Origin of the sequence: Micromonospora fiedleri (assembly GCF_016774385.1) — a bacterium.
Classification (GTDB): domain Bacteria; phylum Actinomycetota; class Actinomycetes; order Mycobacteriales; family Micromonosporaceae; genus Micromonospora; species Micromonospora gifhornensis.
In genome coordinates this window covers 300,669-325,399 of sequence record NZ_JAETXL010000001.1, presented here as the reverse complement: position 1 = coordinate 325,399, position 24,731 = coordinate 300,669, and the positions used below count along the sequence as shown (strand labels likewise).

Annotated in this window: 27 protein-coding genes; 11 read left to right on the top strand and 16 right to left on the bottom strand. The window is 70.7% G+C overall.

Annotation, left to right across the window (positions count from 1 at the left end; all coding sequences use genetic code 11):
* The first annotated feature begins 74 nt into the window (after positions 1-74).
* Positions 75-575: a DUF456 domain-containing protein gene (locus tag JMF97_RS01515; RefSeq protein WP_203219874.1), complete on the top strand. Its 501-nt coding sequence runs from the start codon at positions 75-77 to the stop codon at positions 573-575.
* A 266-nt stretch (positions 576-841) separates the two neighbouring features.
* Here JMF97_RS01515 and JMF97_RS01510 read toward each other — a convergent pair whose 3' ends face one another.
* From JMF97_RS01510 to JMF97_RS01500, 3 genes are read right to left on the bottom strand one after another with little or no spacing between them, the layout of a single operon-like run.
* Complete coding sequence (locus JMF97_RS01510; protein WP_203219873.1) at positions 842-1,489, bottom strand: SRPBCC family protein; 648 nt, start codon at positions 1,487-1,489, stop codon at positions 842-844.
* A gap of 45 nt (positions 1,490-1,534) precedes the next feature.
* Positions 1,535-1,879, bottom strand: a complete 345-nt coding sequence (locus JMF97_RS01505) for an ArsR/SmtB family transcription factor (protein WP_203219872.1) — start codon at positions 1,877-1,879, stop codon at positions 1,535-1,537.
* Positions 1,880-1,937: 58 nt separating this feature from the next.
* Positions 1,938-2,846, bottom strand: a complete 909-nt coding sequence (locus tag JMF97_RS01500) for an oxidoreductase (RefSeq protein ID WP_203219871.1) — start codon at positions 2,844-2,846, stop codon at positions 1,938-1,940.
* 63 nt (positions 2,847-2,909) lie between these two features.
* Between JMF97_RS01500 and JMF97_RS01495 the strand changes: the two genes are divergently transcribed.
* Positions 2,910-3,491, top strand: a complete 582-nt coding sequence (locus tag JMF97_RS01495; protein ID WP_203219870.1) for a TetR/AcrR family transcriptional regulator — start codon at positions 2,910-2,912, stop codon at positions 3,489-3,491.
* On the opposite strand, the gene JMF97_RS01490 is transcribed toward JMF97_RS01495, so the two are convergent.
* Positions 3,488-4,099 carry a YdeI/OmpD-associated family protein gene (locus JMF97_RS01490; RefSeq protein WP_203219869.1) on the bottom strand — a complete coding sequence of 204 codons (612 nt, stop codon included), beginning with the start codon at positions 4,097-4,099 and terminating at the stop codon, positions 3,488-3,490. The genes JMF97_RS01495 and JMF97_RS01490 overlap by 4 nt on opposite strands.
* A 74-nt stretch (positions 4,100-4,173) precedes the next feature.
* Entirely contained in the window at positions 4,174-4,629 is a 456-nt protein-coding gene (locus JMF97_RS01485) for an SRPBCC domain-containing protein (RefSeq protein WP_203219868.1), read from the bottom strand.
* 137 nt (positions 4,630-4,766) lie between these two features.
* Between JMF97_RS01485 and JMF97_RS01480 the strand changes: the two genes are divergently transcribed.
* Positions 4,767-5,384, top strand: a complete 618-nt coding sequence (locus JMF97_RS01480; protein WP_203219867.1) for a DUF4291 domain-containing protein — start codon at positions 4,767-4,769, stop codon at positions 5,382-5,384.
* Here the strand turns inward: JMF97_RS01480 and JMF97_RS01475 are convergent.
* Positions 5,381-5,788, bottom strand: a complete 408-nt coding sequence (locus tag JMF97_RS01475) for a nitroreductase family deazaflavin-dependent oxidoreductase (protein ID WP_203219866.1) — start codon at positions 5,786-5,788, stop codon at positions 5,381-5,383. The two genes, JMF97_RS01480 and JMF97_RS01475, sit on opposite strands and share 4 nt — an antisense overlap.
* Before the next feature lie 183 nt (positions 5,789-5,971).
* Positions 5,972-6,463 carry an SgcJ/EcaC family oxidoreductase gene (locus tag JMF97_RS01470; protein ID WP_238358490.1) on the bottom strand — a complete coding sequence of 164 codons (492 nt, stop codon included), beginning with the start codon at positions 6,461-6,463 and terminating at the stop codon, positions 5,972-5,974.
* Positions 6,464-6,525: 62 nt separating this feature from the next.
* Here JMF97_RS01470 and JMF97_RS01465 point away from each other — a divergent pair, with 62 nt between their 5' ends.
* The gene (locus tag JMF97_RS01465; RefSeq protein WP_203219865.1) at positions 6,526-7,005 is read left to right on the top strand and encodes a MarR family transcriptional regulator; all 480 of its coding nucleotides are present in this window, start codon (positions 6,526-6,528) and stop codon (positions 7,003-7,005) included.
* Between the two features lie 18 nt (positions 7,006-7,023).
* Here JMF97_RS01465 and JMF97_RS01460 read toward each other — a convergent pair whose 3' ends face one another.
* The 4 genes from JMF97_RS01460 to JMF97_RS01445 all read right to left on the bottom strand — a co-directional run bounded on the left by JMF97_RS01460 (position 7,024) and on the right by JMF97_RS01445 (position 9,564).
* Entirely contained in the window at positions 7,024-8,136 is a 1,113-nt protein-coding gene (locus JMF97_RS01460; protein WP_203219864.1) for a MerR family transcriptional regulator, read from the bottom strand.
* 64 nt (positions 8,137-8,200) lie between these two features.
* Positions 8,201-8,569 carry a VOC family protein gene (locus JMF97_RS01455; RefSeq protein ID WP_203219863.1) on the bottom strand — a complete coding sequence of 123 codons (369 nt, stop codon included), beginning with the start codon at positions 8,567-8,569 and terminating at the stop codon, positions 8,201-8,203.
* 36 nt (positions 8,570-8,605) lie between these two features.
* The gene (locus JMF97_RS01450; RefSeq protein ID WP_203219862.1) at positions 8,606-8,806 is read right to left on the bottom strand and encodes a DUF397 domain-containing protein; all 201 of its coding nucleotides are present in this window, start codon (positions 8,804-8,806) and stop codon (positions 8,606-8,608) included.
* Positions 8,797-9,564, bottom strand: coding sequence for a DUF5753 domain-containing protein (locus JMF97_RS01445; RefSeq protein WP_203219861.1), 768 nt, complete (start codon positions 9,562-9,564; stop codon positions 8,797-8,799). Before JMF97_RS01445 ends, JMF97_RS01450 begins: the two co-directional genes overlap by 10 nt.
* A gap of 305 nt (positions 9,565-9,869) precedes the next feature.
* On the opposite strand from JMF97_RS01445, the gene JMF97_RS01440 reads away from it, so the two are divergent.
* The 5 genes from JMF97_RS01440 to JMF97_RS01420 all read left to right on the top strand — a co-directional run bounded on the left by JMF97_RS01440 (position 9,870) and on the right by JMF97_RS01420 (position 17,692).
* Positions 9,870-10,094, top strand: coding sequence for a flavin reductase (locus JMF97_RS01440; RefSeq protein WP_238358616.1), 225 nt, complete (start codon positions 9,870-9,872; stop codon positions 10,092-10,094).
* Between the two features lie 101 nt (positions 10,095-10,195).
* On the top strand, positions 10,196-11,560 hold the full coding sequence (locus tag JMF97_RS01435; RefSeq protein WP_203219859.1) for a glutamine synthetase family protein: 1,365 nt from the start codon (positions 10,196-10,198) through the stop codon (positions 11,558-11,560).
* Positions 11,561-11,755: 195 nt separating this feature from the next.
* Positions 11,756-13,111: an aldehyde dehydrogenase family protein gene (locus JMF97_RS01430; protein ID WP_203219858.1), complete on the top strand. Its 1,356-nt coding sequence runs from the start codon at positions 11,756-11,758 to the stop codon at positions 13,109-13,111.
* Between the two features lie 2 nt (positions 13,112-13,113).
* Positions 13,114-13,881 carry a 3-oxoacyl-ACP reductase gene (locus JMF97_RS01425; protein WP_203219857.1) on the top strand — a complete coding sequence of 256 codons (768 nt, stop codon included), beginning with the start codon at positions 13,114-13,116 and terminating at the stop codon, positions 13,879-13,881.
* A gap of 160 nt (positions 13,882-14,041) precedes the next feature.
* On the top strand, positions 14,042-17,692 hold the full coding sequence (locus JMF97_RS01420) for a SpoIIE family protein phosphatase (protein ID WP_203219856.1): 3,651 nt from the start codon (positions 14,042-14,044) through the stop codon (positions 17,690-17,692).
* Positions 17,693-17,736: 44 nt separating this feature from the next.
* Here the strand turns inward: JMF97_RS01420 and JMF97_RS01415 are convergent, their stop codons facing one another.
* Entirely contained in the window at positions 17,737-18,051 is a 315-nt protein-coding gene (locus tag JMF97_RS01415) for an STAS domain-containing protein (protein WP_203219855.1), read from the bottom strand.
* 94 nt (positions 18,052-18,145) lie between these two features.
* On the opposite strand from JMF97_RS01415, the gene map reads away from it, so the two are divergent.
* Both map and JMF97_RS01405 read left to right on the top strand, forming a co-directional pair.
* Positions 18,146-19,003, top strand: coding sequence for a type I methionyl aminopeptidase (gene map, locus JMF97_RS01410; RefSeq protein ID WP_203219854.1), 858 nt, complete (start codon positions 18,146-18,148; stop codon positions 19,001-19,003).
* The gene (locus JMF97_RS01405) at positions 19,000-19,716 is read left to right on the top strand and encodes a VIT1/CCC1 transporter family protein (protein WP_203219853.1); all 717 of its coding nucleotides are present in this window, start codon (positions 19,000-19,002) and stop codon (positions 19,714-19,716) included. Before map ends, JMF97_RS01405 begins: the two co-directional genes overlap by 4 nt.
* 351 nt (positions 19,717-20,067) lie before the next feature.
* Here JMF97_RS01405 and JMF97_RS01400 read toward each other — a convergent pair whose 3' ends face one another.
* From JMF97_RS01400 to JMF97_RS01385, 4 genes are all read right to left on the bottom strand, one after another.
* Positions 20,068-20,538, bottom strand: coding sequence for a nitroreductase family deazaflavin-dependent oxidoreductase (locus JMF97_RS01400; RefSeq protein ID WP_126711493.1), 471 nt, complete (start codon positions 20,536-20,538; stop codon positions 20,068-20,070).
* 17 nt (positions 20,539-20,555) lie between these two features.
* On the bottom strand, positions 20,556-23,306 hold the full coding sequence (locus JMF97_RS01395; RefSeq protein WP_307816719.1) for an ABC transporter permease: 2,751 nt from the start codon (positions 23,304-23,306) through the stop codon (positions 20,556-20,558).
* Positions 23,303-24,016 carry an ABC transporter ATP-binding protein gene (locus JMF97_RS01390; protein WP_043723355.1) on the bottom strand — a complete coding sequence of 238 codons (714 nt, stop codon included), beginning with the start codon at positions 24,014-24,016 and terminating at the stop codon, positions 23,303-23,305. Before JMF97_RS01390 ends, JMF97_RS01395 begins: the two co-directional genes overlap by 4 nt.
* 98 nt (positions 24,017-24,114) lie before the next feature.
* Positions 24,115-24,696, bottom strand: coding sequence for a PadR family transcriptional regulator (locus JMF97_RS01385; protein WP_203219852.1), 582 nt, complete (start codon positions 24,694-24,696; stop codon positions 24,115-24,117).
* Positions 24,697-24,731 lie beyond the last annotated feature (35 nt).

The window sequence follows — 24,731 nt, the reverse complement described above, 5'->3', positions numbered from 1 at the left end:
GAAGGGCACCTTATTAACGCCTGCGGTAGAGAAAGGGCCCCCTTTTAATAGATGAAGCGATCGGATGGGGAGCCGTGAGCCTGACAGAGACCGGCGCCGTGGTTTCGGTGATCGCCGCGCTGGCCATCCTCGCCGGGCTGGCCGGTGTGGTGGTGCCCGGCCTGCCGGCCCTGCCGCTGTGCTGGGGCGGCGTACTCGTGTGGGCGTTGTTCGGTGAGGCCGGTGCCGGCCGCTGGCTGGTGCTCGCGGCGGCCACCGTGGTCGCCCTCGGCGGCACCGTGGTCAAGTACCTCTGGCCCGGCCGTAACCTCAAACGGGCCGGCGTACCCACCGCCACGCTGCTGGTCGGGGCGCTGCTCGGCCTGGTCGGCTTCTTCGTCATCCCCGTCGTCGGGCTGATCATCGGGTTCGTCGTCGGCATCTTCCTGATGGAACGGCTGCGGCTGGGCGACACCGGACTGGCCTGGCCGGCGACCAAGCAGGCGGTCGCCGCCGCCGGCCTGGCGATGCTGATCGAGTTCCTGGCCGGGGTGGTGATCGGCGCACTCTGGGTGGCCGGTCTGGTCCTGGCCTGACCGTCAGAACTCACTGAGGACCGGGCGGCGCGGGGCGGGTGTCAGGGTAGGGCGCCACGCCGTACCCGAGAGAGAGGTGACGTTTCCCCGCGCCGCCGCGGCTGCCGGGCCGTTCCGAGGGCCCGGGTCGGCCCGTCGCGATCGGGCCTGGTCACAAGCCCAAGAATGGGGTACGCCGTAGCTCTCGGCAACACAATTGTGGGGCCTGAGCGGTGGGTACTTCCTGGTCGTGCGGTGGGCGGATCCTCGGGTGGCCCCAGGCGAGGTCAGTGCGCGGTCTCGGGGAAGTAGTGCTGTACCGCGAATGCGGTGGCTGCCGCGATGTCGTCGTCGCTGGTGCCCCAGGTGGCCTGAACGACAGGCGCCCAGGCGTGGCAGCTGGCCGCGGCGAACTTTTTCGCTTCGGGGGTGTCCTCCCAGGTGGCGCAGTCGAAGCTCACGCTGTTGAGGAACATGCCGAGAGCGACGAGGGTGAGGTCCCAGCCGCCACCGATTCCGATCGTGCCACCGGGACCGTACGTGCGCACCAGCTCATCGACGATCTCGGCGGGCGAGGCGTGCTCCAACTCGAAGAGGGTGCCGCCGTCGTCATCGGGCGTCAGGCGTACCTCGACCTCGGTCGGCATGCCTTCGCCCAGCACCCAGGTGACCTTGATCAGACGGGGTTCCTCGCAGCGCAGGATCTCGCCACCGGCGTTGTCCTTGAGCTGGAACCTGCCGCCGACCCGCAGGTCGCCCTCGATCGGCCCCAGCCAACGGCTGAGCCGTTCCGGGTCGGTGCAGGCACTCCAGACGTCTTCGATCGGGTAGCTGTAGGTCCGTCGTAGCAACAGCGATCGCCCTGCCCCGGTGGCGACCGCCTGGTCGCCGATCTCCCGGTGTGTGGCGTTGATCTGGTGGACAATGTCGATCATTTCATCTCCTCGCTCACGGCTCGCTTGTTGGCGGTGACGGTGTTCCTACGGGTTGCCGCGCTGTTCGCGGCGTTGGTGTCTGCCGCGGGCCAGCTCGGTGGCCAACGCGTCCAGGCGCTGATCCCAGAACTGCCGGAAGCGCTCCAGCCAGACGTCGATCTCCCGTAGCGGCGCCGCCTCCACGCTGTAGAGGCGGCGCGTGCCGTCGGGGCGGACGCTGACGAACCCCGACTCCCTCAGCACTCGCAGGTGTTGCGACACCGCAGGTGGCGAGATGCCGAACTCGGCCCGGATGACCTCGCTGACGGAGCCGGCGGCCTGTTCGCCGTCGGCGAGCAGTTCCAGTATCCGGCGTCGCACGGGGTCGCCGAGGATGTCGAACGCGTGCACGATCGGACTATTTCACCTCCGGCTTAATTAAGTCAATGCTGAATCTCTCGTGTCGGTGTCACCTGCTCCTGGCCGGTGTGGCGGGCAGCGGGAACCTCACGCTGGTCAGGTCTTCGGAGACCAGCCAGAGACGACGGGCGGTGGCGGCGTCCTGGGCGGCCTTGGAGCGGCCGACCAGCTTTGGTGCGCCGCGTCCCTGCAGCAGCCCACCGGGGCCGGCGTAACTGCCGCCCGGCAGGTCGGCGACGGCCGCGTACAGGGTGGGCAGCGCGCCGTCCTCCTCGCTCTGGGCCAGGAAGTTGACCGCGACCGTGTGCACCAGACGCCTCCGCAGGGGTTCACCGTCGAGGTGCCCGATCAGGTTGGTGGCCGCCAGGCCGGGGTGCGCGGCGAGGGCGCGCACCGGTGAGGCGGCCTCGGTGAGGCGGCGCTGTAGTTCGGCGGTGAAGAGCAGGTTCGCCAACTTCGACTGCGCGTACGCCCGGAAGGCCCGGTAGGGCTTGCGCTCCCAGTTGAGGTCGTCGAAGTCGATCGTGCCGGCCCGGTGCCCGTTGGAGGAGACCGTGACCACCCGGCCCCGGATCTGCGGCAGCAGCAGGTTGGTGAGCGCGAAGTGCCCCAGGTGGTTGGTGCCGAGTTGAAGCTCGAAGCCGTCGGCGGTGCGGCCGAGCGGCGGGACCATCAGACCGGCGTTGTTGATCAGCACGTCGATCGGGTCGCTGAACTGCTCGGCGAACGTCCGCACCGAGGCGAGGTCGGCGAGATCGAGTCGGCGTACGAGAACCTCGCCGGCCATGGTCGCGGCGGCGGCTTGCCCCTTGGCGGGGTCGCGGACGGCGAGCACGACGCGGGCGCCCTTGGCGGCGAGCGCGCGGGCGGCGGCGCGGCCGATGCCGCTGTTCGCCCCGGTGATGACGACGGTCCGGTTGTTCATGGCAGGGATCTGACCGGGCGTGAATGTTGTCATGAGAAACAATGTATGCACTGACAACAATGATGTCAACGACTACATTCCGTTAGAGTGGAGCCCATGTCCGCGTACCACCACGGGAACCTCCGTGCGGCACTGCTCGCCGCCGCCGAGCGCAGCCTGCGCCAACACGGCGCCGAGCAGCTCTCCCTGCGCGAGCTGGCGAGGGAGGCCGGGGTCAGCCACGCCGCGCCGCGCCGGCACTTCCCCGACCGCCAGGCGTTGCTGGACGCGCTCGCGGAGGCCGGATTCGCCCGCCTGGACGCGGAACTGCGCGCCGCGCTCGCCGCCGCCGGGCCGGAGTTCGAGCCTCGCCTGCACGGCGTGGCAACCGCCTACCTGCGGTTCGCCACCGAGGACGCCGCGCTGCTGGACCTGATGTTCGCCGGCAAGCACCGCGAAGGCGCCGACCGGCTCGTCGCCGCCGCCGCGGCGGCGTTCGGCCTGCTGGACGATCTGATCGTGCAGGGGCAGAAGCAGGGCATCCTCGCCCCCGGCGACCCGCAGCAGGTGGGCATCGTGCTGTTCGCGACCCTGCACGGCATCGCCACCCTGATCAACGGCAACCTGGTCCCACCGCACCTGGTCGACGGTCTCCTGCCGACCGCCGTCGACCAGTTCATCCGAGGATCGCGGCCCTAGCCGGTCGGCGGCGTCGAGGGCCTGGCCTTCTGCGGGTAGACCGTCTCGTGGCGGGCCAGCATGGCGACGAACTCGACGATCTTCCGCTCGCGGGTCTCCGCCCGTTTGACGGCGTTGAGACGGTGGATGAGGGCGAACCGGTTGGTCTTGGTGAGCACGTCGAACATGGCCTGAGCAGCGGGGTCGGCGGCAATGGCGGCGAGCAGATCGGCCGGCACCTCCGCTTCCGACGGCGGGGCGTAGGCGGCGGCCCAACGCCCGTCCGCCTTCGCGGCCTCCACCGCGGCACGGCCGGCCGGCTGCATCCGCCCCTGTTCCTCAAGCCGGGCCACATGGGACACGTTCCGTTGCGACCAGGAACTGCGGGACCGGCGCGGAGTCAACCGGATCCAGGAACTCTCCTCGTCGCGTTTGCGGGCCTGCCCGTCGATCCACCCGAAGCACAGCGCCTCGTCGACCGCCTGCTGCCAGGTCAGCGTGGTGACGGTGCCACCCTTCTTGGTCAGCGCCAGCCAGACCCCGGCCGACGTGGCATGGTTGGCCGACAACCAGTCGCGTAACGCCTCGGCGTCCGCGACGATCAACTCATCCAGTTCCGCGCTCCCCATGACGGCAGGCTAGCGGCTGGGCTCTCGCCGCGTGGGTGGGCAAGCCGGCTCTGATGGACAGCGTGTCGCGATCCTCAAATGGTCGACCTGGCCTGTTCCTCAAGCCGCTCCAGCAGTTGCCGCGAGCCTTCAACGGCCTGGAAGTCCTCCACATGCTTGCGTCTGTCTTCCTCGGTGGTGAAACGCGCCTCCAAGGTCACCTGCGTCGTGTCGCCGGTGCCCACCATGTCGAAGACAGACTGGAAGGCGGCCAAGCCGAATTCGGCTGAACCCACGTTGGTGTAGACGAGCTGCCGGTAGGGCTCGACAGAATCGAAGACGTACACATTGTGGTAGTCGGTCCCGTCGGGGCCGTGCATCGTCACGTCGAAGCGCCCGCCCTGGCGGACATCCAGTTCCTTGACGGTGCTGCGGAAGCCCGCTGGACCCCACCACCTCGCGATCTTCTCGGGGGCATTCCAGGCATCCCAGACGTCGGCGACGGGTGCCGCTATCTCCCTGGTCGCGACGATCGTGTACGAGTCATCCACGCCGCTTCTCCCATTCGGTGAAAACACTCGACCGTCATCGGCCGCGACCAAGTATCCGCCGGGAGGGGCACCGAACGGAGCGCCGGCGCGCGGAATCTCGGTGGTGCGGCCGAGTGCGGATCGGTGAGGATCTGGCAATGTCCGTTCCCGCTCGGCAGATCCGCGCTCGCTTCTCGGCCGACACCATCACGGTCTACCAGGCGTACCCTCCGCAGATCGCGGTGCCGGCGGTGGCGGCCGGTCGCTTCGTGGCCCCCTTCAAGCGGGAGCGGATGACGTGGATCAAGCCGTCCTTCCTGTGGATGATGTACCGCTGTGGCTGGGCCACCAAGCCGGGGCAGGAACGCGTGCTCTCCATCGAGATCACGCGGGAGGGATTCGAGTGGGCGCTCGCCCGGGCCTGCCTGAGTCACTACGACCGGGATCTGCACGGCGACCAGGCGACCTGGTCGCGGCAGTTGAAGACCAGCCCGGTGCGGGTGCAGTGGGATCCGGAACGGTCCCTGCACCTTCAGCCGTTGCCGTACCGGTCGCTACAGGTCGGCCTCTCCGGCGAGGCGGTCGAGCGGTACGTCGACGACTGGATCGTCGGCGTCACCGACATCACTGCCACCGTGCACCGGCTCCGGGACCTGCTGCGGGGCGGCGATGCCCAGGCGGCCGCCGCTGACCTGCCGGTCGAGCAGGTCTACCCGCTACCGGATGAGATCGGCGTCAGGCTCAACGCCAGCCCGTACGATCCCGGCGACGCCTAGCGCACCGGCTCCAGCACCACGACGGGAATCCGACGGGTGGTCTTCTGCTCGTAGTCGGCGAAGAACGGGTACGCGGCCTTCTGTGCGCTCCAGATCCGCTCCCGCTCGTCGTCGGTGGCGACTCGGGCGACCAGCTCGACCGTCTCCGTGCCGATCTCGGCCTGCACGCGGGGGTGGGCGAGCAGGTTGTGATACCAGTCGGGACTGGTGGGCGCGCCCGCCTTGGAGGCGAACACGGCGTAGCCGCCGTCCACCCGCTGGTACATCACCGGGTTCACGCGTGGCAGGCCGCTCTTGGCGCCGACCGTGTGCAGCAACAGCAGCGGCTGGCCCGCGAAATGGCCGCCCACCTGCCCGCCGTTGGCCCGAAACTCGGCGATGATCTTGTCGTTCCAGTCGCTCACGTCGTCTCCTCAGTGCACAGTCGGCTCGTGCCCGCAATCCTGGCAGCTCCGCCACGGCCCCGACAGGGCGACGCGACAGCCTGTCCGGCGAGGTTGAGCGACGTCGATGCGGTGCACTGGCGCTGAGCCGGGGCAGGGTCGAGTGAGCGTGGACGGGCGGGCCCGATGAAACCGGCGTGCCGATCAGACGCGGGCGGTGGCTCGGCCCATCCCGAGGCGGCGGGCTGCGTGACCCATGGCCTGGGCCATGCGGGAGGGCAGCGAGTCGGGAGCGGGGATCTGCACGGGGCGCACCCGTCCGTTGTGCAGTGCGGTGAACCGCCAGCCCTGATCGGTGCGTACGGCGACGAGGGTCTGACGGGACAGGCGTCGCCTGGGCAGCCTGGAGCGCCAGGGCATCAGCACCGACGCGGTGCCGTGGACGATCGCGACCCCGTCGGTGACGTACCGGATCGACTCGATCTCGCCGACGAGCGCGGAACCGGCGAGCACGCCGCGGAAGAGTCGATCGTGGGCCTCCTGCATGTCGTGGCGACCGACGGCCCGGGTTCCGTCGTAGGAGACGTAGTCGGAGTCGTCGGTGAAACAGGCCCCGTAGGCGGCGGCGTCGTTGTCGGTCCAGGCCCGCATGAGTCGATCGAACAGGTCACGGATCTGGCGGTCGTCCATGGTCATCTACGCCCTCGCAGGCTAGGATCGCTTCGATCATCTGATCTTACGATAGCAGAAGGTTTCGAATGTCGAAAGATGACCTCGTTCGGGACGTGGCGATGCAGCTACGGCTGCTTCAGCAGAGCTTCGACGCCTTCGACGAGGCCGCTGCCGCTCGGCTCGGGCTCAACCGCACCGACCTGCGGGCGCTGGATCTCGTCCTCGCCAACGACGGGCCGTTCTCCGCAGGGGAACTCACCCGCGCCCTCAAGATCAGCCCGGCGGCGACCACCACGGTCATCGACCGGCTGGAACGCGCCGGACTGGTGGCCCGTACCCGGGACGCCGAGAACCGACGGCGGGTCCTGGTCACCGCCACCGACACCGCCCGCGCCGTGGAACAGGAGATCTACCTACCCGTCGGTGAGGCCGGCGCCCGGGCCCTCGGCAGATACAGCGGGGGCCAGCTCGCCACGATCCTCGACTTCCTGCAGACCGCCCGCCACGTGCAGGAAACCCAGACCGCCCGGCTGAGCGAGAACCCCGCACCACCGCCGGGCCGCTGATCCGCTCACCAGCGCCGGTCAGGCCACAAGCAGGCGGAGGCCGAGTTCCGCCGCGTCGAGGGCGAGGATCTCGCGGTTGCGCTCGGCCCACCGGCCGGACGCGAGGTCGTCGCGGAGCGTCTCGACCGCCCGTCGCTGCGCCTGCGGACCGACCCTGGTCCAGACCGACACCGCCCCGCGGACACGTTCGTCCAGGTACGCCTCGGGGCGGCGCCAGTGTGCCTCGAAGAAGCCGTCCGCACAGTCCCACGGGATGAGCACCGGTTCCATGTGGGCCCCGATCGCGCGGGCCACCTGGTCCACCGGCGGACGGTCAGCCACCAGGTCGGCGACCTCGGGCAGGTAGTCGCGGGTGAGCCAGAACCGGTGCCGCCAACCGGTGTCACTGGCATCGTGGGTGAACACCACCACCCGCCGGGCCACCCGCCGCATCTCGCGCAGCCCGGCGATCGGATCGTGCCAGTGGTGAATGGTGCTGAAGGCCATCGCGGCGTCGAACGACTGATCCTCGAACGGCAGGCTCTCCGCAGCGGCAGCCACGCACGGCGCCGCGCCCGGGGGACGCTGGGCCCGCATGACCGCCGACGGTTCCACCGCCGTGACCTCGCGGTCGGGCGGCTCGTAGGAGCCGGTGCCCGCCCCGACGTTCAGGACCGTCCGCGCGTCGCCCAGCGCCGCCCAGACCCGCGCGGCGATCCGGGGCTCGGTGCGCCGCGTCGCCGGGTACGCCGACCCGATGGCGTCGTACAACCGGGCACCGAACACTGTCAGCGGCTCCTGCGCCATGGTGACCCCCCTCGCCCGCGCCGCCAACTCCCGGTCGATGGCCGCCACCATGGCGGCGGCCCGGTCCTGCCGGTCCACCAGCAGGCCACGCAACCGGCGCAGGTGCGCGACCGCGTCGGTGGCCGGGTCGCCCACCAGGTCGGCGATCTCCCGCAACCCGAAACCGAGCCGCCGGTACGCGAGCACCTCCCGGAGCCGCTCCACATCCTCAGCGGAGTACGCCCGATGCCCCGACGTGGTCCGTGCCGACGGCACCAGGAGGCCGACCTCGTCATAGTGGTGCAACGTGCGGACGCTGACGCCGGTCAACCGCGCCACCCGCCCGACGGTCAGGAGTTCATCCACGCCACCGACTATGTGACATGACGCCACGTGAGGAGCAAGCGTTCCGCCGGCGACATGCGCAGGGCTACGCCTCGGCCCAGACGCCCAGCTCGTTTTCGCTCGGATCGGTGAAGTGGAAGCGACGACCGCCCGGGAAGTCGTACGGCCCCGCCACCACCGTGCCACCGGCCTTTTCGACCGCCTCGACGCTCCGCTTCAGGTCGGCCGAGTAGAGCAGCACCGGCGGACCGCCGCCCGAGCGGGCCTGCTGGTCCTGGCGCAGGCCACCCACCTCGGAGCCGGAACCACCCTGGATGCCGGCGTACGCCGTGCCGTAGTCGGTGAACTGCCAACCGAACGCTTCGGCGTAGAACCGTTTGGCCTCGGCCAGGTCAGTGACCGTGAACTCGATGTAGTCGATGCAATGGTGGCGGTGCGAGGCTGGCTGCGACATGCCCACCATTCTTCGGGCGGGTACGACGTTCAGCGGTCAGCCCACGGGACCGATCTGCCTGGCAAGGTCGACGAAGGACCGCCACGACGCCGGCGTGACGCGGAGGGTGCCGCCCTCCCGGTCCTTGGTGTCCCGCACCAGCACGACCCCCGGCAGGTTGTCCGCAACCTCGACACACGACCCGCCGTTGTTGCCGCTCTTCGTGCTCTTGCGCCACTGTGCGCCAGTCAGGTCCATGACTCTGCCGCTTTCCTGATCAAGTCCAGGGATTGGGCTCGGGAGAGGCACTCGCCTCTGATGCGCTCCCACCTTCGACTGAGGGTAGCAACTTCCTCAGCTCCCGTAACGATCTCTGCCCGCGCCTGGCTGTCCGCATGGCCGACGTACTCGCCGCCGGGCAGCTCGGCGATGATGAAGCCGCCGCCGAGGCCCGGATACATCCCGACATCCTTCGGTACGACGAGCACCTGCACCGCAGGAAGCGCCGTGCACGCGAGCAGGTGGGTGAGCTGCTCGCGCATCAGATCGCGGTTGCCGTAGGCCGACTGGTAGAGCACCCCTTCGAAGACGGTGGCGACGAGCATCGGAGGCCGATCGCGGCGCAGGATGGCTTGCCGGTCCAACCGGGACGCGACGAGTCCGTCGACGTCGTCCGGTGCCAGCACCTCTCCGGCGAGGGTGGCTCGGGCGTACGCCTCGGTTTGCAGGAGGCCGGGGATCCAGGCGTGCTCGAACCAGCGCAGGGCGACCGCCTCGCGTTCCCAGTCGACCCATTCCCGTAGCCAATGCGGCTCGCGACGCTTCAGGACATCAGGCCATAACGCTGAAACGTCCCGTCCCAGGATCGCAGCCACCTGCGCGCGTCGGCGCGGCTGAGGAATTCGTCCCGGCGAGATCCAACGCGCCGCCGTCTTGGGGTCCACCCCGGTATGGGCTGCCAAGCTCTCTGCCGTCTCGCCTGCCTCGGCCATGGCTGCTTGAAGTGCATGGTTCATCCCGCCTCCAAGGGTGGATGTCCTGAACGTCCCTGAGAATAGATAAACGTCGTGTACTGATCCCGTCACTGTCGGCAGCGTGTCGGTCAAGCGGGCTTGCTCTGTCGGGATCGGCGGTGGGGTGGGCTCCTGCGCGGGGCCGCCCTGCTTCGGCCGGGCGGGGTGGCCCCCTCCACGGTCGAGGAGGTCGAGATGTCTGGTCGTGCGCGGCTGTTCGCCGTACCCCGTCTCGGGGTTGGGAACGATGCCGCAGGTCGCAGACGGTGGGTGCGCTGATGGGGCGCCGGGCGGTTCCCCACGTGGCGATGCGTCCACTCTGGCGGTGCCGCAACTGCGGCGCGGAATGGCCCTGTCAGCCGGCCCGGCTGGCGCTGCTGATGGAGTACCGCAAGGACCGGCTCGGGTTGCTGCTCTACCTGGGTGGGCTGATGGTCCAGGCCCGCAATCAGCTCGCCCAACTGAATCCCGAGCACACCCCGGATCTGTACGACCGCTTCCTCGGCTGGGCGCGGCGACGCGACCGGAGATGAGCGGTGGTCGGTTTGTCAGGGCAGGGGATCGGGGTACGAGCGGAGCGGCCCATTGACGGTCATCGGCGCGGCCGGTAGACCTTGGTGATGGAGGCTCGCGGATGAGAAAAGCCCCGCTGACGCTGGAACAACTGCGGGTCGCCGTCGCCGAGGGTGAGATCGACACGGTGGCGTTGGCGCTCGTCGACATGCAGGGCCGGTTGCAGGGCAAACGGTTCCACGCGCCGTACTTCCTCGACCAGGTGATCGCCCACGGCAGCGAGGGGTGCAACTACCTGCTCGCCGTGGACGTCGACATGAACACCGTCGACGGGTACGCGATGTCGAGCTGGGAACGCGGCTACGGCGACTTCGTGATGAAGCCGGACTTCGACACGCTGCGTCGGGTGCCGTGGCAGCCCGGCACCGCCATGCTCCTGGCCGACCTCCAGTGGCCCGACGGCGCCGGTCCGGTGGTCGCCTCGCCCCGGCAGATCCTGCGCGGTCAACTGGACCGCCTGGCCGCGCACGGGCTGACCGCGTACGCCGGCACGGAGTTGGAGTTCGTGCTGTTCCGGGACTCGTACGAGCAGGCGTTGGCGCGTGGCTACCGCGACCTGACCCCGGCCAACCAGTACAACGTGGACTATTCGCTGCTGGGTACCGCCCGGGTCGAGCCGCTGCTGCGGCGTATCCGCAACCAGATGGCCGGCGCGGGGCTCACCCCGGAGAGCGCGAAGGGCGAGTGCAACCTCGGCCAGCACGAGATCGCCTTCCGGTACGACGAGGCGGTGGCCTGCGCCGACCACCACGTGATCTACAAGAACGGGGCGAAGGAGATCGCCGCCCAGGAGGGCATGTCGATCACCTTCATGGCCAAGCCGAACGCGCGGGAGGGCAACTCCTGTCACATCCACTTCTCGCTGCGTGACGCCTCCGGCGGCTCGGCGATGCTCGGCGACGGCCCGGCACACCTGAGCGTCACCGGGCAGCGGGTGCTCGCCGGGCTGCTCGCCGCCATGCGGGAGCTGAGCCTGTTCTTCGCCCCGAACGTCAACTCCTACAAGCGGTATCAGCCGGGCTCGTTCGCGCCGACCGCGCTGCGCTGGGGCACGGACAACCGCACCTGCGCGCTGCGGCTGGTGGGGCACGGCCAGGGGATGCGGGTGGAGAACCGGGTGCCCGGCGCCGACGTCAACCCCTACCTGGCGATCGCGGCGCTGGTGGCGGGCGCGGTGCACGGCATCGAGCAGGAGTTGGAGTTGCCACCCGAGTGCACCGGCAACGCGTACGACGACGCCGAGGCCGACCGCGTCCCCGGCACCCTGCGCGACGCCCTCACCCTCTGGGAGTCCTCCACCGTGGCCCGCGAAGCCTTCGGCGCGGAGGTGGTCGCCCACTACGCCAACATGGCCCGCGTCGAACTCTCCGCCTTCGACGCCGCCGTCACCGACTGGGAACTAACCCGTGGCTTCGAACGCCTCTAACCCTCACCCGCCCCTCCCTGCCCGCCCTCCCTGTCCGCCGCGATCTTGCACTTTGTGTCGCTCTTTCGTGGTGGTTAGCGGCTTTTGCCCCGACCAAAAGTGCAAGATCGACGGGCTGGGTCGGGCGGGCGGGACGGGGTGGGGTGGGGTGGGGTGTGCGGGGTAGGGCGGGGTGAGAGGGAGAGGGGGTAGGGCGTGGGGGTGGTTTGGGATCCGGCTCGGGGGGTGGTGTTGGGGGAGGTTGCGGGGTGTTCGGTGGGGGAGGTGGATGCGGCGGTTGCTCGGGCGGGGGTGGCGTTTGAGCGGTGGCGGGGGGTGGCGCCGGGGGAGCGGGCGCGGGTGCTGCGGCGGTTCGCGGCGGTGGTGGATGCGCATCTGGAGGAACTCGCGGGGCTGGAGGTGCGTAATGCGGGGCACACCGTCGGCAATGCGCGCTGGGAGGCCGGCAACGTGCGGGACGTGCTCGACTACTACGCGGGCGCGCCGGAGCGGTTGACCGGGCGGCAGATTCCGGTGCCGGGTGGGCTCGATGTCACCTTCCACGAGCCGCTCGGGGTGGTCGGGGTGATCGTGCCGTGGAACTTCCCGATGCCCATCGCCGCGTGGGGCTTCGCCCCGGCCCTGGCCGCCGGCAACACGGTGGTGCTCAAACCCGCTGAGCTGACCCCGCTGACCGCGCTGCGGCTGGCCGAGCTGGCGCTGGAGGCGGGTCTGCCCGAGGGGGTGTTCACCGTACTGCCCGGTCGGGGTGACGTGGTCGGCGAACGGTTCGTCACCCATCCGGCCGTACGCAAGATCGTTTTTACCGGTTCCACCGAGGTCGGCACCCGGATCATGGCCGGTTGCGCGGCCCAGGTGAAGCGGCTGACCCTGGAGTTGGGCGGCAAGTCGGCGAACGTGGTCTTCGCCGACGCCGACCTGGAACGGGCGGCGGCCACCGCGCCGTACGCCGTCTTCGACAACGCCGGCCAGGACTGCTGCGCCCGCTCCCGGCTGCTGGTGCAGCGGTCGGTCCACGACCGCTTCCTCGAACTGCTCGAACCGGCGGTGCGGGCCTTCCGGGTCGGTGACCCGGCCGCCGAGGAAACCGAGATGGGGCCGCTCATCTCGGCCGGGCACCGCGACCGGGTCGCCGGCTACGTCGACGACGCGCGGGTCGCCTTCACCGGCGGTTGCCCCACCGGCCCCGGCTACTGGTATGCCCCGACGGTGCTGCTCGCCGACTCGCCCGCCGACCGGCACTGGCGGGAGGAGGTCTTCGGCCCGGTGGTCTCGGTGCTCCCGTTCGACGACGAGGCGGACGCGATCCGGCTGGCCAACGACACCGAGTACGGCCTCTCCGGCTCGATCTGGACCCGGGACGTGGGCCGGGCGCTGCGGGTGGCCCGGGCGGTCGAGTCCGGCAACCTGAGCGTCAACTCGCACTCCTCGGTGCGCTACTGGACCCCGTTCGGCGGCATGAAGCGCTCCGGGCTGGGGCGGGAACTGGGCCCCGACGCGCTGCACGCCTTCACCGACGTCAAGAACGTGTTCATCAGCACAGAGGAGTGAGCATGCCGGGACGGTTGCAGGACCGGGTCGCCGTGGTGACCGGAGCGGCCAGCGGAATCGGGCTGGCCACGGTACGCCGGTTCGCCGCCGAGGGGGCGCAGGTGGTCTGCGTCGACATCGACGCCGAGGCCGGTCGACGGGCCGCCGAGGAGGTCGACGGCAGCTTCGTCGCGGCCGACGTGGCCGACGAGGCGGCGGTGCGGGCCCTCTTCGACGGGGTGGTCGAGCAGTACGGGCGGGTGGACATCGCCTTCAACAACGCCGGCATCTCCCCACCGGACGACGACTCGATCCTGGAGACCGGCCTGGACGCCTGGGAACGGGTGCTGCGGGTCAACACCACGAGCGTCTACCTCTGCTGCAAGTACGTGATCCCGCACATGCGCCGGCAGGGTCGGGGATCGATCATCAACACCGCCTCCTTCGTGGCGCTGATGGGCGCCGCGACGTCGCAGATCGCCTACACCGCGAGCAAGGGTGGGGTGCTGGCGCTCACCCGGGAGTTGGGCGTGCAGTTCGCCCGGGAGGGCATCCGGGTCAATGCGCTGTGTCCCGGCCCGGTGGCCACCCCGCTGCTGCGGGAGTTGTTCGCGGCCGACCCGGAACGCGCCGCGCGCCGGCTGGTGCACGTACCGATGGGGCGTTTCGGCGAGCCGAGCGAGATCGCCGCCGCGGTCGCCTTCCTGGCCAGCGATGACGCATCGTTCATGACCGCTGCACAGTTCGTGGTGGACGGCGGGATCACCGGAGCGTATGTCACCCCGCTGTGATGACTCCGATGCGAACGGTGATCGGCTCGGGTGGTGTCGCGGACCGGACGGCGCTAACCAGCGTCTGGCAGTCCTGATGCGTTACGTTGCTGGTCCTTCGGGGTAGAAGGCGGACGCGGCAGAGATGATCGGAGCGCATGTGGACGGCCGGGGAGGCTGCATGAACTCGGCCCAAGGGGGTGCGGGCGGAGGCCATCCGTCTGGGACGGCCAGCCGGATTCCGCCTCTCCTCGCGGCGGCCTTCGCCGGGGGTGGCGAGATGGGCCGGCTGCTGCGCGATCATGACTGGTCGGCGAGTCCGCTGGGCGTCCCGCAGCGCTGGCCCGACACCCTGGGCAACGCGTTGAGCACGATGCTCGCCTCCAAGGCGCAGATCGTCGTGTTCTGGGGCGAGGACCACCGGGCCTTCTACAACGACGCCTACCGGCCGACCATCGGCGACAAGCATCCCGCCGTGCTCGGGCAGCCGGCCCGCGAACACTGGGCGGAGACCTGGGAGGTGCTGGGGCCGCTGCTGGCCGGGGTGCTGCGCGACGGTGAGGCGTACCAGGCGCAGGACCACCACTTCCTGCTCGACCGGCACGGCTTCGTCGAGGACGTCTACTTCGACGTCTCCTACGACCCGATCCGTGGCGCGGACGGGGCCATCCACGGCGTCCTCTGCATCTGCAGCGAGACCACCGGCCGGGTGCTCGGTGAGCGCCGGCTGCGCGCCCTGGCCGAACTCGGGTCGGAACTGGCCGACCCGGGCAGCATCGAGGACCTCGGTCGTGCGGTCACGGCCGTGCTCGACCGGCACCGCGCGGACGTGCCCTTCGCCCTGCTCTATCTCGACGACGGCGACGGGCACCTGCGTCGGGCCGGGATGACCGGGGTCGACACCGCGCCCGCCGATCCGGCGAGCCGGCTGGTCGAGGTCGCGATGACCGGTGCCGCCGTCACCGTGCCCACCGTCGACCTGCTCGGCCGTGTCCCCACCGGGGCCGCCGACGAGGTGATGGTGCTGCCGATCAGCGCGACCAACGAGCCGGCCGGTGTGCTGGTGCTCGGCGTGGCCCGCCGGCTGCCGTTCACCGACGACTACCGCACCTTCTGCGAGCTGGTGGCCACCCAGATCTCCCGGGCGGTCGGCAAACAGCGGGCGTACGAGCAGGAACGGGCCCGCGCCGCCGAACTGGCCGCGCTGGACCTGGCGAAGACCAACTTCTTCGCCAACGTCAGCCACGAATTCCGTACGCCGCTGACGCTCGTCCTCGGCCCGCTGGAGGAGATGCTCGCCGACCCCGCGCTGCCGGCGGCGTACACCCAGCGGCTCACCGTGATGCACCGCAACGGGCTGCGACTGCTCAAGCTGGTCAACACCGTGCTGGACTTCTCCCGCCTGGAGTCGGGCCGGCTGGCCGCCCACTACGAGCCGACCGACCTGGCCGACTACACCGGCAGGCTGGCCAGCACCTTCCGCTCGGCCACCGAACGCACCGGCGTACGCCTGGTGGTGGACTGTGCGCCGTTGGCCGAGCCGGTCTACGTCGACCAGGACATGTGGGAGAAGATCGTCCTCAACCTGGTCTCCAACGCCGTGAAGTTCACCTTCGACGGCGAGATCCAGATCCGGGTCCGGCCGGTCGACGGCGCGGCCCGGCTGGAGGTCACCGACACCGGTGTGGGCATCCACCCGGACGAACTGCCGCACGTCTTCGAACGCTTCCACCGGGTGCCGGGGGTGCGTTCCCGCAGCCACGAGGGCACCGGCATCGGGCTCGCGCTGGTCCGTGAATTGGTCGAGATGCATGGCGGGCAGGTCAGCGCCAGCAGTCAGGTCGACAAGGGCAGCACCTTCGCGGTCACCATCCCGTTCGGCACCGCACACCTGCCCGCCGACCGGGTTGCCGACGCCGACCCCACCGAGCGCGAGCTGCGGCAGGCCCCGCTGTTCGCGGCCGAGTCGGCCCGGTGGACCAGCGACGACCAGGCCAAGCCCACCCCCGGATCGGCCCCGGCCGGGTCGCACGGCCGCATCCTGGTCGTCGACGACAACCCCGACCTGCGCGAACACGTGGCCCGGTTGCTCGCGCCGACCTGGGACGTGGTGACCGCCACTGACGGCGTCGAGGCGCTGCGGGTGGCCACCGAGGTCGCCTTCGACCTGGTGCTCACCGACGTGATGATGCCTCGGCTGGACGGATTCGGCCTGGTCGCCGCGCTGCGCGCGGACCCCCGCACCCGGCACGTCCCGATCGTGCTGCTCTCCGCCCGAGCCGGTTCCGCCGAGGAGGTGGCCGGGCTGTCGGTCGGCGCGGACGACTACCTGACCAAGCCCTTCTCCGGGCAGGAGTTGATCGCCCGGGTCCGCGCCAACGTGGAACTCGGCCAGCTGCGCGGCCAGATCATCCGACGGCTGCGCGCTCTCGCCGACGCCGCGGTCGCGGTGAACACCGCCCGGTCCACCGCCGACGTGCTCCAGGTCGCGGCCCGGCACGCGCTCAGCCTCGCCGAGGCCGTCCGGGTCGTGGTCGCCGCCGGCGGGGCACGGTACGAGGCCGACGGTGGCGGTACCGCGCCGGTCGACCCGTCCTTCGTGCTGCCGTTGACCGGTGTCGCCGGACGGCAGCTCGGTGAGCTGCGGGTGTGGCGGCCGTCCGTGGACGGCATCGGCACCGACGAGGCCGCGTTGACCCAACTGGCCCGACTGGTCGGCGTCCGGCTGGAGAACGCTCAGCTCTACGAGGCCGAGCACCGCATCGCCACCACCCTGCAACACAGTCTGCTGCCCCGTACGCTGCCGCAACTGCCCGGCACCGTGGTCGCCAGCCGCTACCTGCCGGGTAGCGCCGACGTCGAGGTGGGCGGCGACTGGTACGACGTCGTCGCCCGCGACGACGACGAACTCGTCCTGGTGATCGGCGATGTGGTTGGCAAGGGTGTGCCGGCCGCGGCAGCCATGGGTCAACTGCGCAACGCGCTGCGGGCGTACGTGCTGGAGGGTTTCGACCCGGGCGAGTCGCTGACCCGGCTGAACCGGCTGGTGGACTCCACCGAGTCGCGTACCTTCGCCACGGTCTTCTGCCTCTGGTTCAGCCCGCGTACCGGTCAGTTGCGCTACGCAAACGCCGGCCATCCGTCCCCGCTGCTGATCCGCGGCAGCGACGTGGCGTTCCTGCACGACCGGGCCCTCGGTCCGCCGGTCGGAGCGATCCCCGGTGCGGCGTACGAGACGGTCTCCGGCGAACTGCGGGCCGGTGACCGTCTGCTGCTTTACACCGACGGACTGATCGAGGACCGGCAGGTCGCCATCGACGTGGCCCTGGCCCAGTTGCGGGCCGACGCCGCCCGAGCGAGCGAACACGTGGCGGATCTGGTCGACGCGGTGGTCAACCGGGTCGCCGACCGGCCGCGCCGCGACGACGTGGCGGTGCTCGCTCTGGAAGCCACCGAACTCAACCGGTTCGCGCTGCGGCTGCCCGCCGACCCGACCCGGCTGAGCGTGCTCCGCAAGCGACTGGAGGACTTCCTCGTCGCGCACGAGGTGAGCGAAACCGACCTGTTCGACCTCACCGTGGCGGTCTCCGAGGCGGCGGCGAACGCGATCGAGCATCCGGTCGACCCGGTGGAGCCGGTGATCGAGATCGAGGTGTCGGTGGAGAACCGGGAGGTCGTGGCGACGGTGCGGGACACCGGCCGGTGGCGCAAGTCGACCGGTTCGGGCTTCCGGGGCCGGGGCCTGTCGCTGATCCGGGCACTCGGGGAGCTGTCGGTCGACCACACCCCGGAAGGGACGCAGGTCACCCTGCGCCGACGGTTGGAGGACTGAGTTCCCCCCGATCGCCGCACCTGATCTTCGCGTCGAGCGGCCGGTCAGCCTGGCGGCAGCCAGGGTTGCCCGCCCAGCCCGGCGATCTCCAGCACCCGGGTGACCTGTCGGGAGGGCAGCACGGTCAGGGTGCCCGGATAGTGGCCGGCGAGTCGAACCACCGCATGGATGGCCGCCGAGTCGAAGAAGGTGACCGCCCGCAGGTCGAGGGTCACCCGGGCCGCCGGCTCGCGGAGCGCGGCCTGCAGCATGGTGTCGGCGGTGGCCATGTCGACCTCACCGGTGACCACCACAGTCAGGTGATCACCGTCGGTCTCCGCGACGGCGGAGAAGACGGGAGGTGCGCTCCCTTGATCCACGCTGACACCTTGACACAGCGTTCCTGGTGTGGCAACAACCGTCGGTCCCGGACGGTGTTGGGGGTCACCCAGCGCTCGGCGATAGGCTTGCCGCATGACCGTCCGTGCGCCGCTGACCCCAGGCAGGCAATCCCCGTGGCGGCAGGTGCCCGCCAACATCGCCCGGCCCGAGTACGTCGGTAAGAAGGCGCCCCGGCCGTGGCAGGGGTCGCACGTGCAGACTCCGGAGACCGTCGAGAAGATGCGGGTCGCCGGGCGGATCGCCGCCCAGGCCGTGCAACTCGCGGGGGAGCACTGCAAGCCCGGCGTCACCACCGACGAGATCGATCGGGTGGTGCACGAGTTCCTCGTCGACCACGGCGCGTACCCGTCGACACTGGGCTACAAGGGCTTCCCGAAGTCCTGCTGCACCAGCCTCAACGAGGTGATCTGCCACGGCATCCCGGACTCGACGGCGCTGGCCGACGGCGACATCATCAACGTCGACGTCACCGCCTTCATCGGCGGGGTGCACGGCGACACCAACGCCACCTTCTGCGTCGGCGAGGTCAGCGAGGAAGCCGGGCTGCTGGTCGAGCGGACCCACGAGGCGATGATGCGCGGCATCCGGGCGGTCGCCCCGGGCCGCCAGATCAACGTCATCGGCCGGGTCATCGAGTCGTACGCCAAGCGGTTCGGTTACGGGGTGGTCCGTGACTTCACCGGCCACGGCATCGGTGAGGCGTTCCACAGCGGGCTCTACGTGCCGCACTACGACAGCCCTCGGCCCACCGACGTGATGGAGCCGGGCATGACCTTCACCATCGAGCCCATGATCACTCTCGGCACCTACCAGTACGACCTCTGGGACGACGGCTGGACGGTGGTCACCAAGGACCGCAAGTGGACCGCCCAGTTCGAGCACACCATCGTGGTGACCGAGGACGGTCACGAGATCCTGACCCTGCCGTGACCGAGACTCCGGCGGCGCTTCGGGAGCCGCACCACGCAGACGTCTCGGGCGGCTGGCTGCGCCCGGCCGTCTTCGGGGCGATGGACGGCCTGGTCACCAACATCGCGCTGATCGCGGGCGTGGGCGGCGGCGGGGTGTCGCCGCGCAACATCGTGCTGACCGGCACCGCAGGTCTGGTCGCCGGCGCGATCTCGATGGCGCTCGGGGAGTACACGAGCGTCCGGTCGGCCAACGAGCAGATCGCCGCCGAGGTGGCCAAGGAACGGCGCGAACTGGAACGCAACCCCGAGGGCGAGGCCAGGGAACTGGCCGAGATCTGGGTCGCCCGAGGTCTGCCGGAGGACCTCGCCCGGCAGATGGCCGAGGCGATCCGCCGCAACCCGGAGACGGCGCTGCGCGTGCACGTGCAGGAGGAACTGGGCGTCAACCCGGACGAACAGCCGAACCCGTGGACGGCGGCGACCTCGTCGTTCCTCTGCTTCTCCGTCGGCGCGCTGGTGCCACTGCTGCCGTACCTGCTCGGTGCGACGAGCCTGGTGCTGGCCCTGGCGGTAGGCGGTCTCGGCCTCTTCGTCGCCGGCGCGGTCGTCTCCCGGTTCACCAACCGTCGCTGGTGGACCGGCGGCCTACGCCAACTGCTCCTGGGCGCCGCCGCAGCCGCAGCCACCTACGCCATCGGCACCCTCATCGGCGTCCAAGGCGGCCTAGGCTAGCCCTCCCACACCCCCACCCTCCCGCGTCGACCCAACCCCACACCCCGCGTCGACCCCACCACCCCGCACCCCTGCACCGCACAACGACCCGCACCCCCGCGCCGCGCGTCGACCTCGTCGCCCCGCACCCCTGCACCGCGCAACGACCCGCACCCCTGCACCCCCGCGCCGCGCGTCGACCTCGTCGCCCGCACCCGCCGCGCGCCGCCCGCACCGTCGATCTTGCACCTTCTGTCGGGGCAAAAGCGACTTAGGCCGCAATTCAGCGACCAAAAGTGCAAGATCGACGGGGTCAAGGGGCGCGGGGTCAAGGGGCGCGGGGTGAGGGCGCGGGAGGGGAGGGGGAGAGGGCTAGGGGGTGGTGGGGGTTAGGCGGAAGATGCGGATTTGGCGGCCGCCGGATCGTTCGACGTAGGCCTGGTAGGCGGGCCACTCGTCGAGCAGCAGTTGCCACAGGCGGTCGCGTTCGGGGCCGGTGGCCAGTTCGGCGCGTACCGGGATGCGTCGTCCTCCGACGTCGACCTCGGCTTCGGGATTGGCCAGCAGGTTGAGCGACCAGGCCGGCTGGTGGGTCTGTCCCCAGTTGGAGCCGATCACGACGTACGAGGTGCCGTCGGGTACGTACAGCAGGGGGTTGCTGCGGGGTTTGCCGGAGCGGCGGCCGGTCGTGGTGATGACCAGGGACGGTACGAGCCCGAGCGCCACCACCCGGCCCCGGGTGAGTCGCCCGACGAGCCGGTCGGCGGGCACGAGCAGGCGCATGGCGGCACCGAACCAGCGGTACCGTCCGAGTCGGCGGGTGAGGGAACCCAGAGTGGACATTCTCCTAGTGTCCCGGCTCAGTCCATCCGTCGTTCCACCGGTAGCCGGGAGCGGGTGAACAACGCCGCCCCGACCATCGCCACCAGCGGCACCGCGACGAGTACGCCCAGGGTGATCCAGGGCACGATCACCGGGTACGGCGGCTCGATCGGCCAGGTGTCCACGTACCGCTGGTTGCTGGAGAGCAAGATGATCATCGCTGCGCCGAGGCCGGCGACGATGCCCAGCGCCGAGCCGAGCACGGCGATCACGCCGGCCTGGCACAGGGAGAGCAGTCGACGTACGCCCGGACTGGCGCCGACCGCGGCGAGGGTGGACAGGTCGGCGCGACCCTCGGCCGCGGCCAGGCCGGTGGCGCTGGCTGTGGCACCCACCGTCACCACCGCGGAGACCCCGGCGAGCAGGAGCAACCCGGCCAGCGTGCCGCTGCGGTAATGCGAATCCGAGATTTCCACCCCGAGCGGTCCGAGCGCGCGGATCGCGGTGTTGAACCGCATCTGCTGCTCCTGCTCGGGTACGGAATCGCTGCCGATCGCCCAACCGATGTGTGTGGTGACGAGCCCCAGCCGCTCGGCGGCGGCCGGGGACAGCAGCAGCCACTTCATGTCGAGATCGTGGTGCAGCGCGTGGCCGGACACCTCCACGGTCCGCACCTGCTCCTGCCGCTCCTCGTCGAGGTTGCGGAGCAACTGCAACTCCACCCGACCGTCCACCACGTAGCGGGGGTCGGTCAGCACCGCGCCGCCGGCGCGCAGCACGGCGCTGGCGGCGGCGACCTGATCCGGCCCGGCGCCGGTGAGGATCGGCAGCGCCGACCCGTCGTCGACGGCCACCCGGAAGGTGAGACCGAAGTAGTCGTCGGGTCGTCCCTGACAGCGGGTGTCGGCCCGGGCCTGGAGCTGTTCGGCTTCGCTGAGTGTCCGGTCACTTCGCCACGGGCAGGCCCGCTCGGGCGGCAACGTCGCGGTGATCAGACAGTTGTCGGACAACCGCCCGCAACCGGCCGACATCAGCGGGGCGATGGTCCGGGCGTGGAGATGTTCACGAGCCGGTTCGGTGATCTCGGCGAGCGTGGGTGGCGAATGGTCGCCGGGCGCACCGTCGACCGACACCAGCACGCTGCGGTCCGGCAACGACGGTCGGAACCGCTCCTCGTCGCGCGCCTGCTCACTGACCAGCAGCAGACCGAGCGCGACGCTGCCGGCGACCGCGGCCATCACCGCGGAGATGGCGGGCGCGGCCGAGGACCGGTTGCGGCTGGCGTCGCGCAGCGCCATCCGCGGCACGAGTGGCAGGAACCGGCCGACCCGGGCCACCAGCCCGACGAGCGTCGGGGTGGCGAAGACCAGCCCGAGTTCACCGACCAGCAGCCCGGCGAGGGTGACCGAATCCGAGGACACCACCGCACCGAGCGCGGCCACCGCGGCCCCACCGGCGGCAAGGAGCAGGCCGACGATCAGCCACCGCCGCGAGTGCACCGGAGGCGTACGCCGGTTGGCGAGCCCGGCCACCACGTCCTGTCGCGCGGCCATCCACGCCGGTGTCAGGGCCGCCAACACCCCGGCGAGCACCGCGACCAGCCCGATCACGACAAGGGCGGCGGGCCAGAACCGGTACCCGCCGAAGCGGTGCTGGAAGACGAACTCCTCCATCAACGGTCGACCGGCCACGGCCAGGCCGATGCCGAGCGCGATGCCGAGCAGGGCACCGACGGCGCCGAGGACCACGCCGTCGGCGAGTACCACCCGGCGCAGTTGGGCGGCGTCGCCACCGGCCACCGCGACCAGCGCGAGTTCCCGCCGTCGGCGACGTACCCCGACGGCGAAGGCCGGGCCGACCAGCAGCACCACCTCGAGCAGACCGAGTCCGCCGATCAGCACCCCGAGGCTGACTTCCTCCCGCGCCCCGATCCCGCCGCGCCACGCGGCGTCGTACTCCGTCGGGGGCGCGGGAGTCCGGGTGGTGACCACCACGCCGTGGTCGTTGAGGTGGCGGAACAGTTCGGTGGTGAGCGGCCCGGGCAGGTCGACCAGGAAGATCGGGTCGATTTCCATCGCGCCCGCTGGCACTCCGGCGGGGTGCAGGATCGCCGCCGGGCTCAGCTGATCGGGAGCCTCGATCACTCCGACGACCGTCCAGCTCTTTCTGCCGTTGCTGGCGTTGACCTGGTCACCGAGGGCCACGCCGAGCTTGCGCCGGGCGGCCGGGTTCACCGCGATCTCGTCGGCACCGACTGGTGCCCGGCCGGCGTGGATGTGCGCCAGTCCGCGCCCGAGCGGATCGGTCAGGTCGACCACGGACGCGGTCAGCTCGTGCATGCGGTCCTGGTCGTCATCCCAGGTGGTGATCGGCAGCCAGCGCACCACCGGCAGGACGTGGCTGCCTTCGGGAAGGAGGGCGACGATCTCCTGCGTACTGGGCGGGCGCGGAACCTCGGTGGTCTCGTCGTCGTTCTCGACCGCCACGTTCCAGTGTTCGCCGTTGCCGCTCTGGGTGATCGGGCTGGCGCGGGAGACCAACCGCAGCTCGGCGTCCGCCGCTGCCAGTTGGCGGTCGAGTCGCTCGTCGGCGGTGAGCCGCGACATGTCCGCGTTGACCGCGACGAAGGTGAGTGCCAGCACCGGCAGGATGATCATGCTCAGCACCAGGGCGGTACGTCCGCGCGCTCGCCTCGCCTCCCGGCGGGCGATGCGCAGCGCGGCCCGCCACGACCCGACGAACTCGGCCGTCCGTGCCTTACCGAACCCCGGGTGCCCCTGCTCGCTCACCGGCCGCTGCCGGAGAGCAGGGATTCGATGCCGACCAGCGGGGCGGTCGAGTCGACGGCCAGACCGTCGCGCAGGAACACCACCCGGTCCGCCCAGCCGGCGTGTCGTGCCTCGTGGGTGACCAGCACACCGGCGGCGCCCGCGTCGACCCGGCGGCGCAGCAGCCGCAGGACGGCCTCCCCGGTCTGCGAGTCCAGCGCTCCGGTCGGCTCGTCGGCCAGCACCAGGCGGCGCTCGCCGACCAGCGCCCGGGCGATCGCCACCCGCTGCTGCTGGCCGCCGGAGAGCTGATCCGGAACCCGGTCGCCCAGCTCCGACATGCCCACCTCGGTCAGCGCGTCCAGCGCGAGCCGGCGGGCCCGGCGCACGCCCGTCCCGTCGAGTTCCAGGGGCAGCGCGACGTTCTCCACCGCAGTCAGGCTGCCGATGAGGTTCAGGTTCTGGAAGATGTAGCCGATCCGGCGTCGCCGCAACCGGGCCAGGCCGCTGCGGTCCAGGGCGTGCAGCGGCTGGCCTTCGACGTGCACCTCACCGGAGGTCGGGCTGTCCAGGCCACCGGCCAGGGTGAGCAGGGTCGACTTGCCGGAGCCGGAGGGGCCCATCACGGCGACCAGTTCGCCGGGGCGTACGACCAGGCTCACTCCGCGCAGAGCGTGGACGGCGGCGGGGCCGTTGCCGTGGGTGCGGTGTACGTCACGCAGCTCCAGCACGGCGTCGGTCGCCGTCGGGGTCGGGGCGCTGCCCCGGTGCCCCGCGCCCGGCTGACCGCTGCGGTCGGAAAGGGCAGGTGTCGGTTCGTTGCCCGAACTCACCGTCGCGCCTCCTCATCCCTGCTGCCCACCGCCTCGGAGGTGGGCGTCGGGCCGGAAACCGGGGGGCGGTGTCGCACCAGACTCGTCTCGCAGTGGTCGAGCCAGCGCACCTCTGCCTCGGCCTGGAACATCATTGCGTCCAGCACCAACCGCCAGGGCAGATCCTCCGGCCGGTCGCTGGTGTATTTCAACCGGGTCAACTCCTGCAATGTACGCATGGTGGCGGTGCGTTGGTTCTGCACCACCGTGCGGACGTCCACCCCGGGCGTGGTCAACGCCAACGCCAACTTGATCGCCAACTCGTCGCGGGGGCGGTCGGTGCGGCTGATCGGCGTGGCGAACCACAGCGCCAGGTCCGCCCGCCCGGCGTCGGTGATCTCGTACGGCCGCTGCCCGGCCTCGCTCTCCGGCAGGGATCGGACCAGCCCGTCACGTTCCAGCCGGGACAGCGTGGTGTAGACCTGCCCGATGTTCAGCGGCCAGGTCGAGCCGGTCGACTCCTCGAACGCGGCGCGCAGTTGGTAGCCGTACATCTGGCCGCGTTCGAGCAGGGCGAGCAGACCGTGGCGGATGGACATGCTGCGGAGTATGCATACCTGGTATGTCAGATCGC

Bases quoted from the DNA above. Each gene is read 5' to 3' on its own strand.
- JMF97_RS01510 (WP_203219873.1), bottom strand. From the start codon at position 1,489: ATGATCGACATTGTCCACCAGATCAACGCCACACACCGGGAGATCGGC.
- map (WP_203219854.1), top strand. From the start codon at position 18,146: ATGACCGTCCGTGCGCCGCTGACCCCAGGCAGGCAATCCCCGTGGCGG.
- JMF97_RS01480 (WP_203219867.1), top strand. From the start codon at position 4,767: ATGTCCGTTCCCGCTCGGCAGATCCGCGCTCGCTTCTCGGCCGACACC.
- JMF97_RS01490 (WP_203219869.1), bottom strand. From the start codon at position 4,099: ATGGGGAGCGCGGAACTGGATGAGTTGATCGTCGCGGACGCCGAGGCG.
- JMF97_RS01420 (WP_203219856.1), top strand. From the start codon at position 14,042: ATGAACTCGGCCCAAGGGGGTGCGGGCGGAGGCCATCCGTCTGGGACG.
- JMF97_RS01500 (WP_203219871.1), bottom strand. From the start codon at position 2,846: ATGACAACATTCACGCCCGGTCAGATCCCTGCCATGAACAACCGGACC.
- JMF97_RS01450 (WP_203219862.1), bottom strand. From the start codon at position 8,806: ATGGACCTGACTGGCGCACAGTGGCGCAAGAGCACGAAGAGCGGCAAC.
- JMF97_RS01385 (WP_203219852.1), bottom strand. From the start codon at position 24,696: ATGTCCATCCGCCACGGTCTGCTCGCCCTGCTCGAACGCGGCCAGATG.
- JMF97_RS01440 (WP_238358616.1), top strand. From the start codon at position 9,870: ATGCGTCCACTCTGGCGGTGCCGCAACTGCGGCGCGGAATGGCCCTGT.
- JMF97_RS01465 (WP_203219865.1), top strand. From the start codon at position 6,526: ATGTCGAAAGATGACCTCGTTCGGGACGTGGCGATGCAGCTACGGCTG.
- JMF97_RS01470 (WP_238358490.1), bottom strand. From the start codon at position 6,463: ATGACCATGGACGACCGCCAGATCCGTGACCTGTTCGATCGACTCATG.
- JMF97_RS01400 (WP_126711493.1), bottom strand. From the start codon at position 20,538: ATGTCCACTCTGGGTTCCCTCACCCGCCGACTCGGACGGTACCGCTGG.
- JMF97_RS01495 (WP_203219870.1), top strand. From the start codon at position 2,910: ATGTCCGCGTACCACCACGGGAACCTCCGTGCGGCACTGCTCGCCGCC.
- JMF97_RS01425 (WP_203219857.1), top strand. From the start codon at position 13,114: ATGCCGGGACGGTTGCAGGACCGGGTCGCCGTGGTGACCGGAGCGGCC.
- JMF97_RS01445 (WP_203219861.1), bottom strand. From the start codon at position 9,564: ATGAACCATGCACTTCAAGCAGCCATGGCCGAGGCAGGCGAGACGGCA.
- JMF97_RS01455 (WP_203219863.1), bottom strand. From the start codon at position 8,569: ATGTCGCAGCCAGCCTCGCACCGCCACCATTGCATCGACTACATCGAG.
- JMF97_RS01435 (WP_203219859.1), top strand. From the start codon at position 10,196: ATGAGAAAAGCCCCGCTGACGCTGGAACAACTGCGGGTCGCCGTCGCC.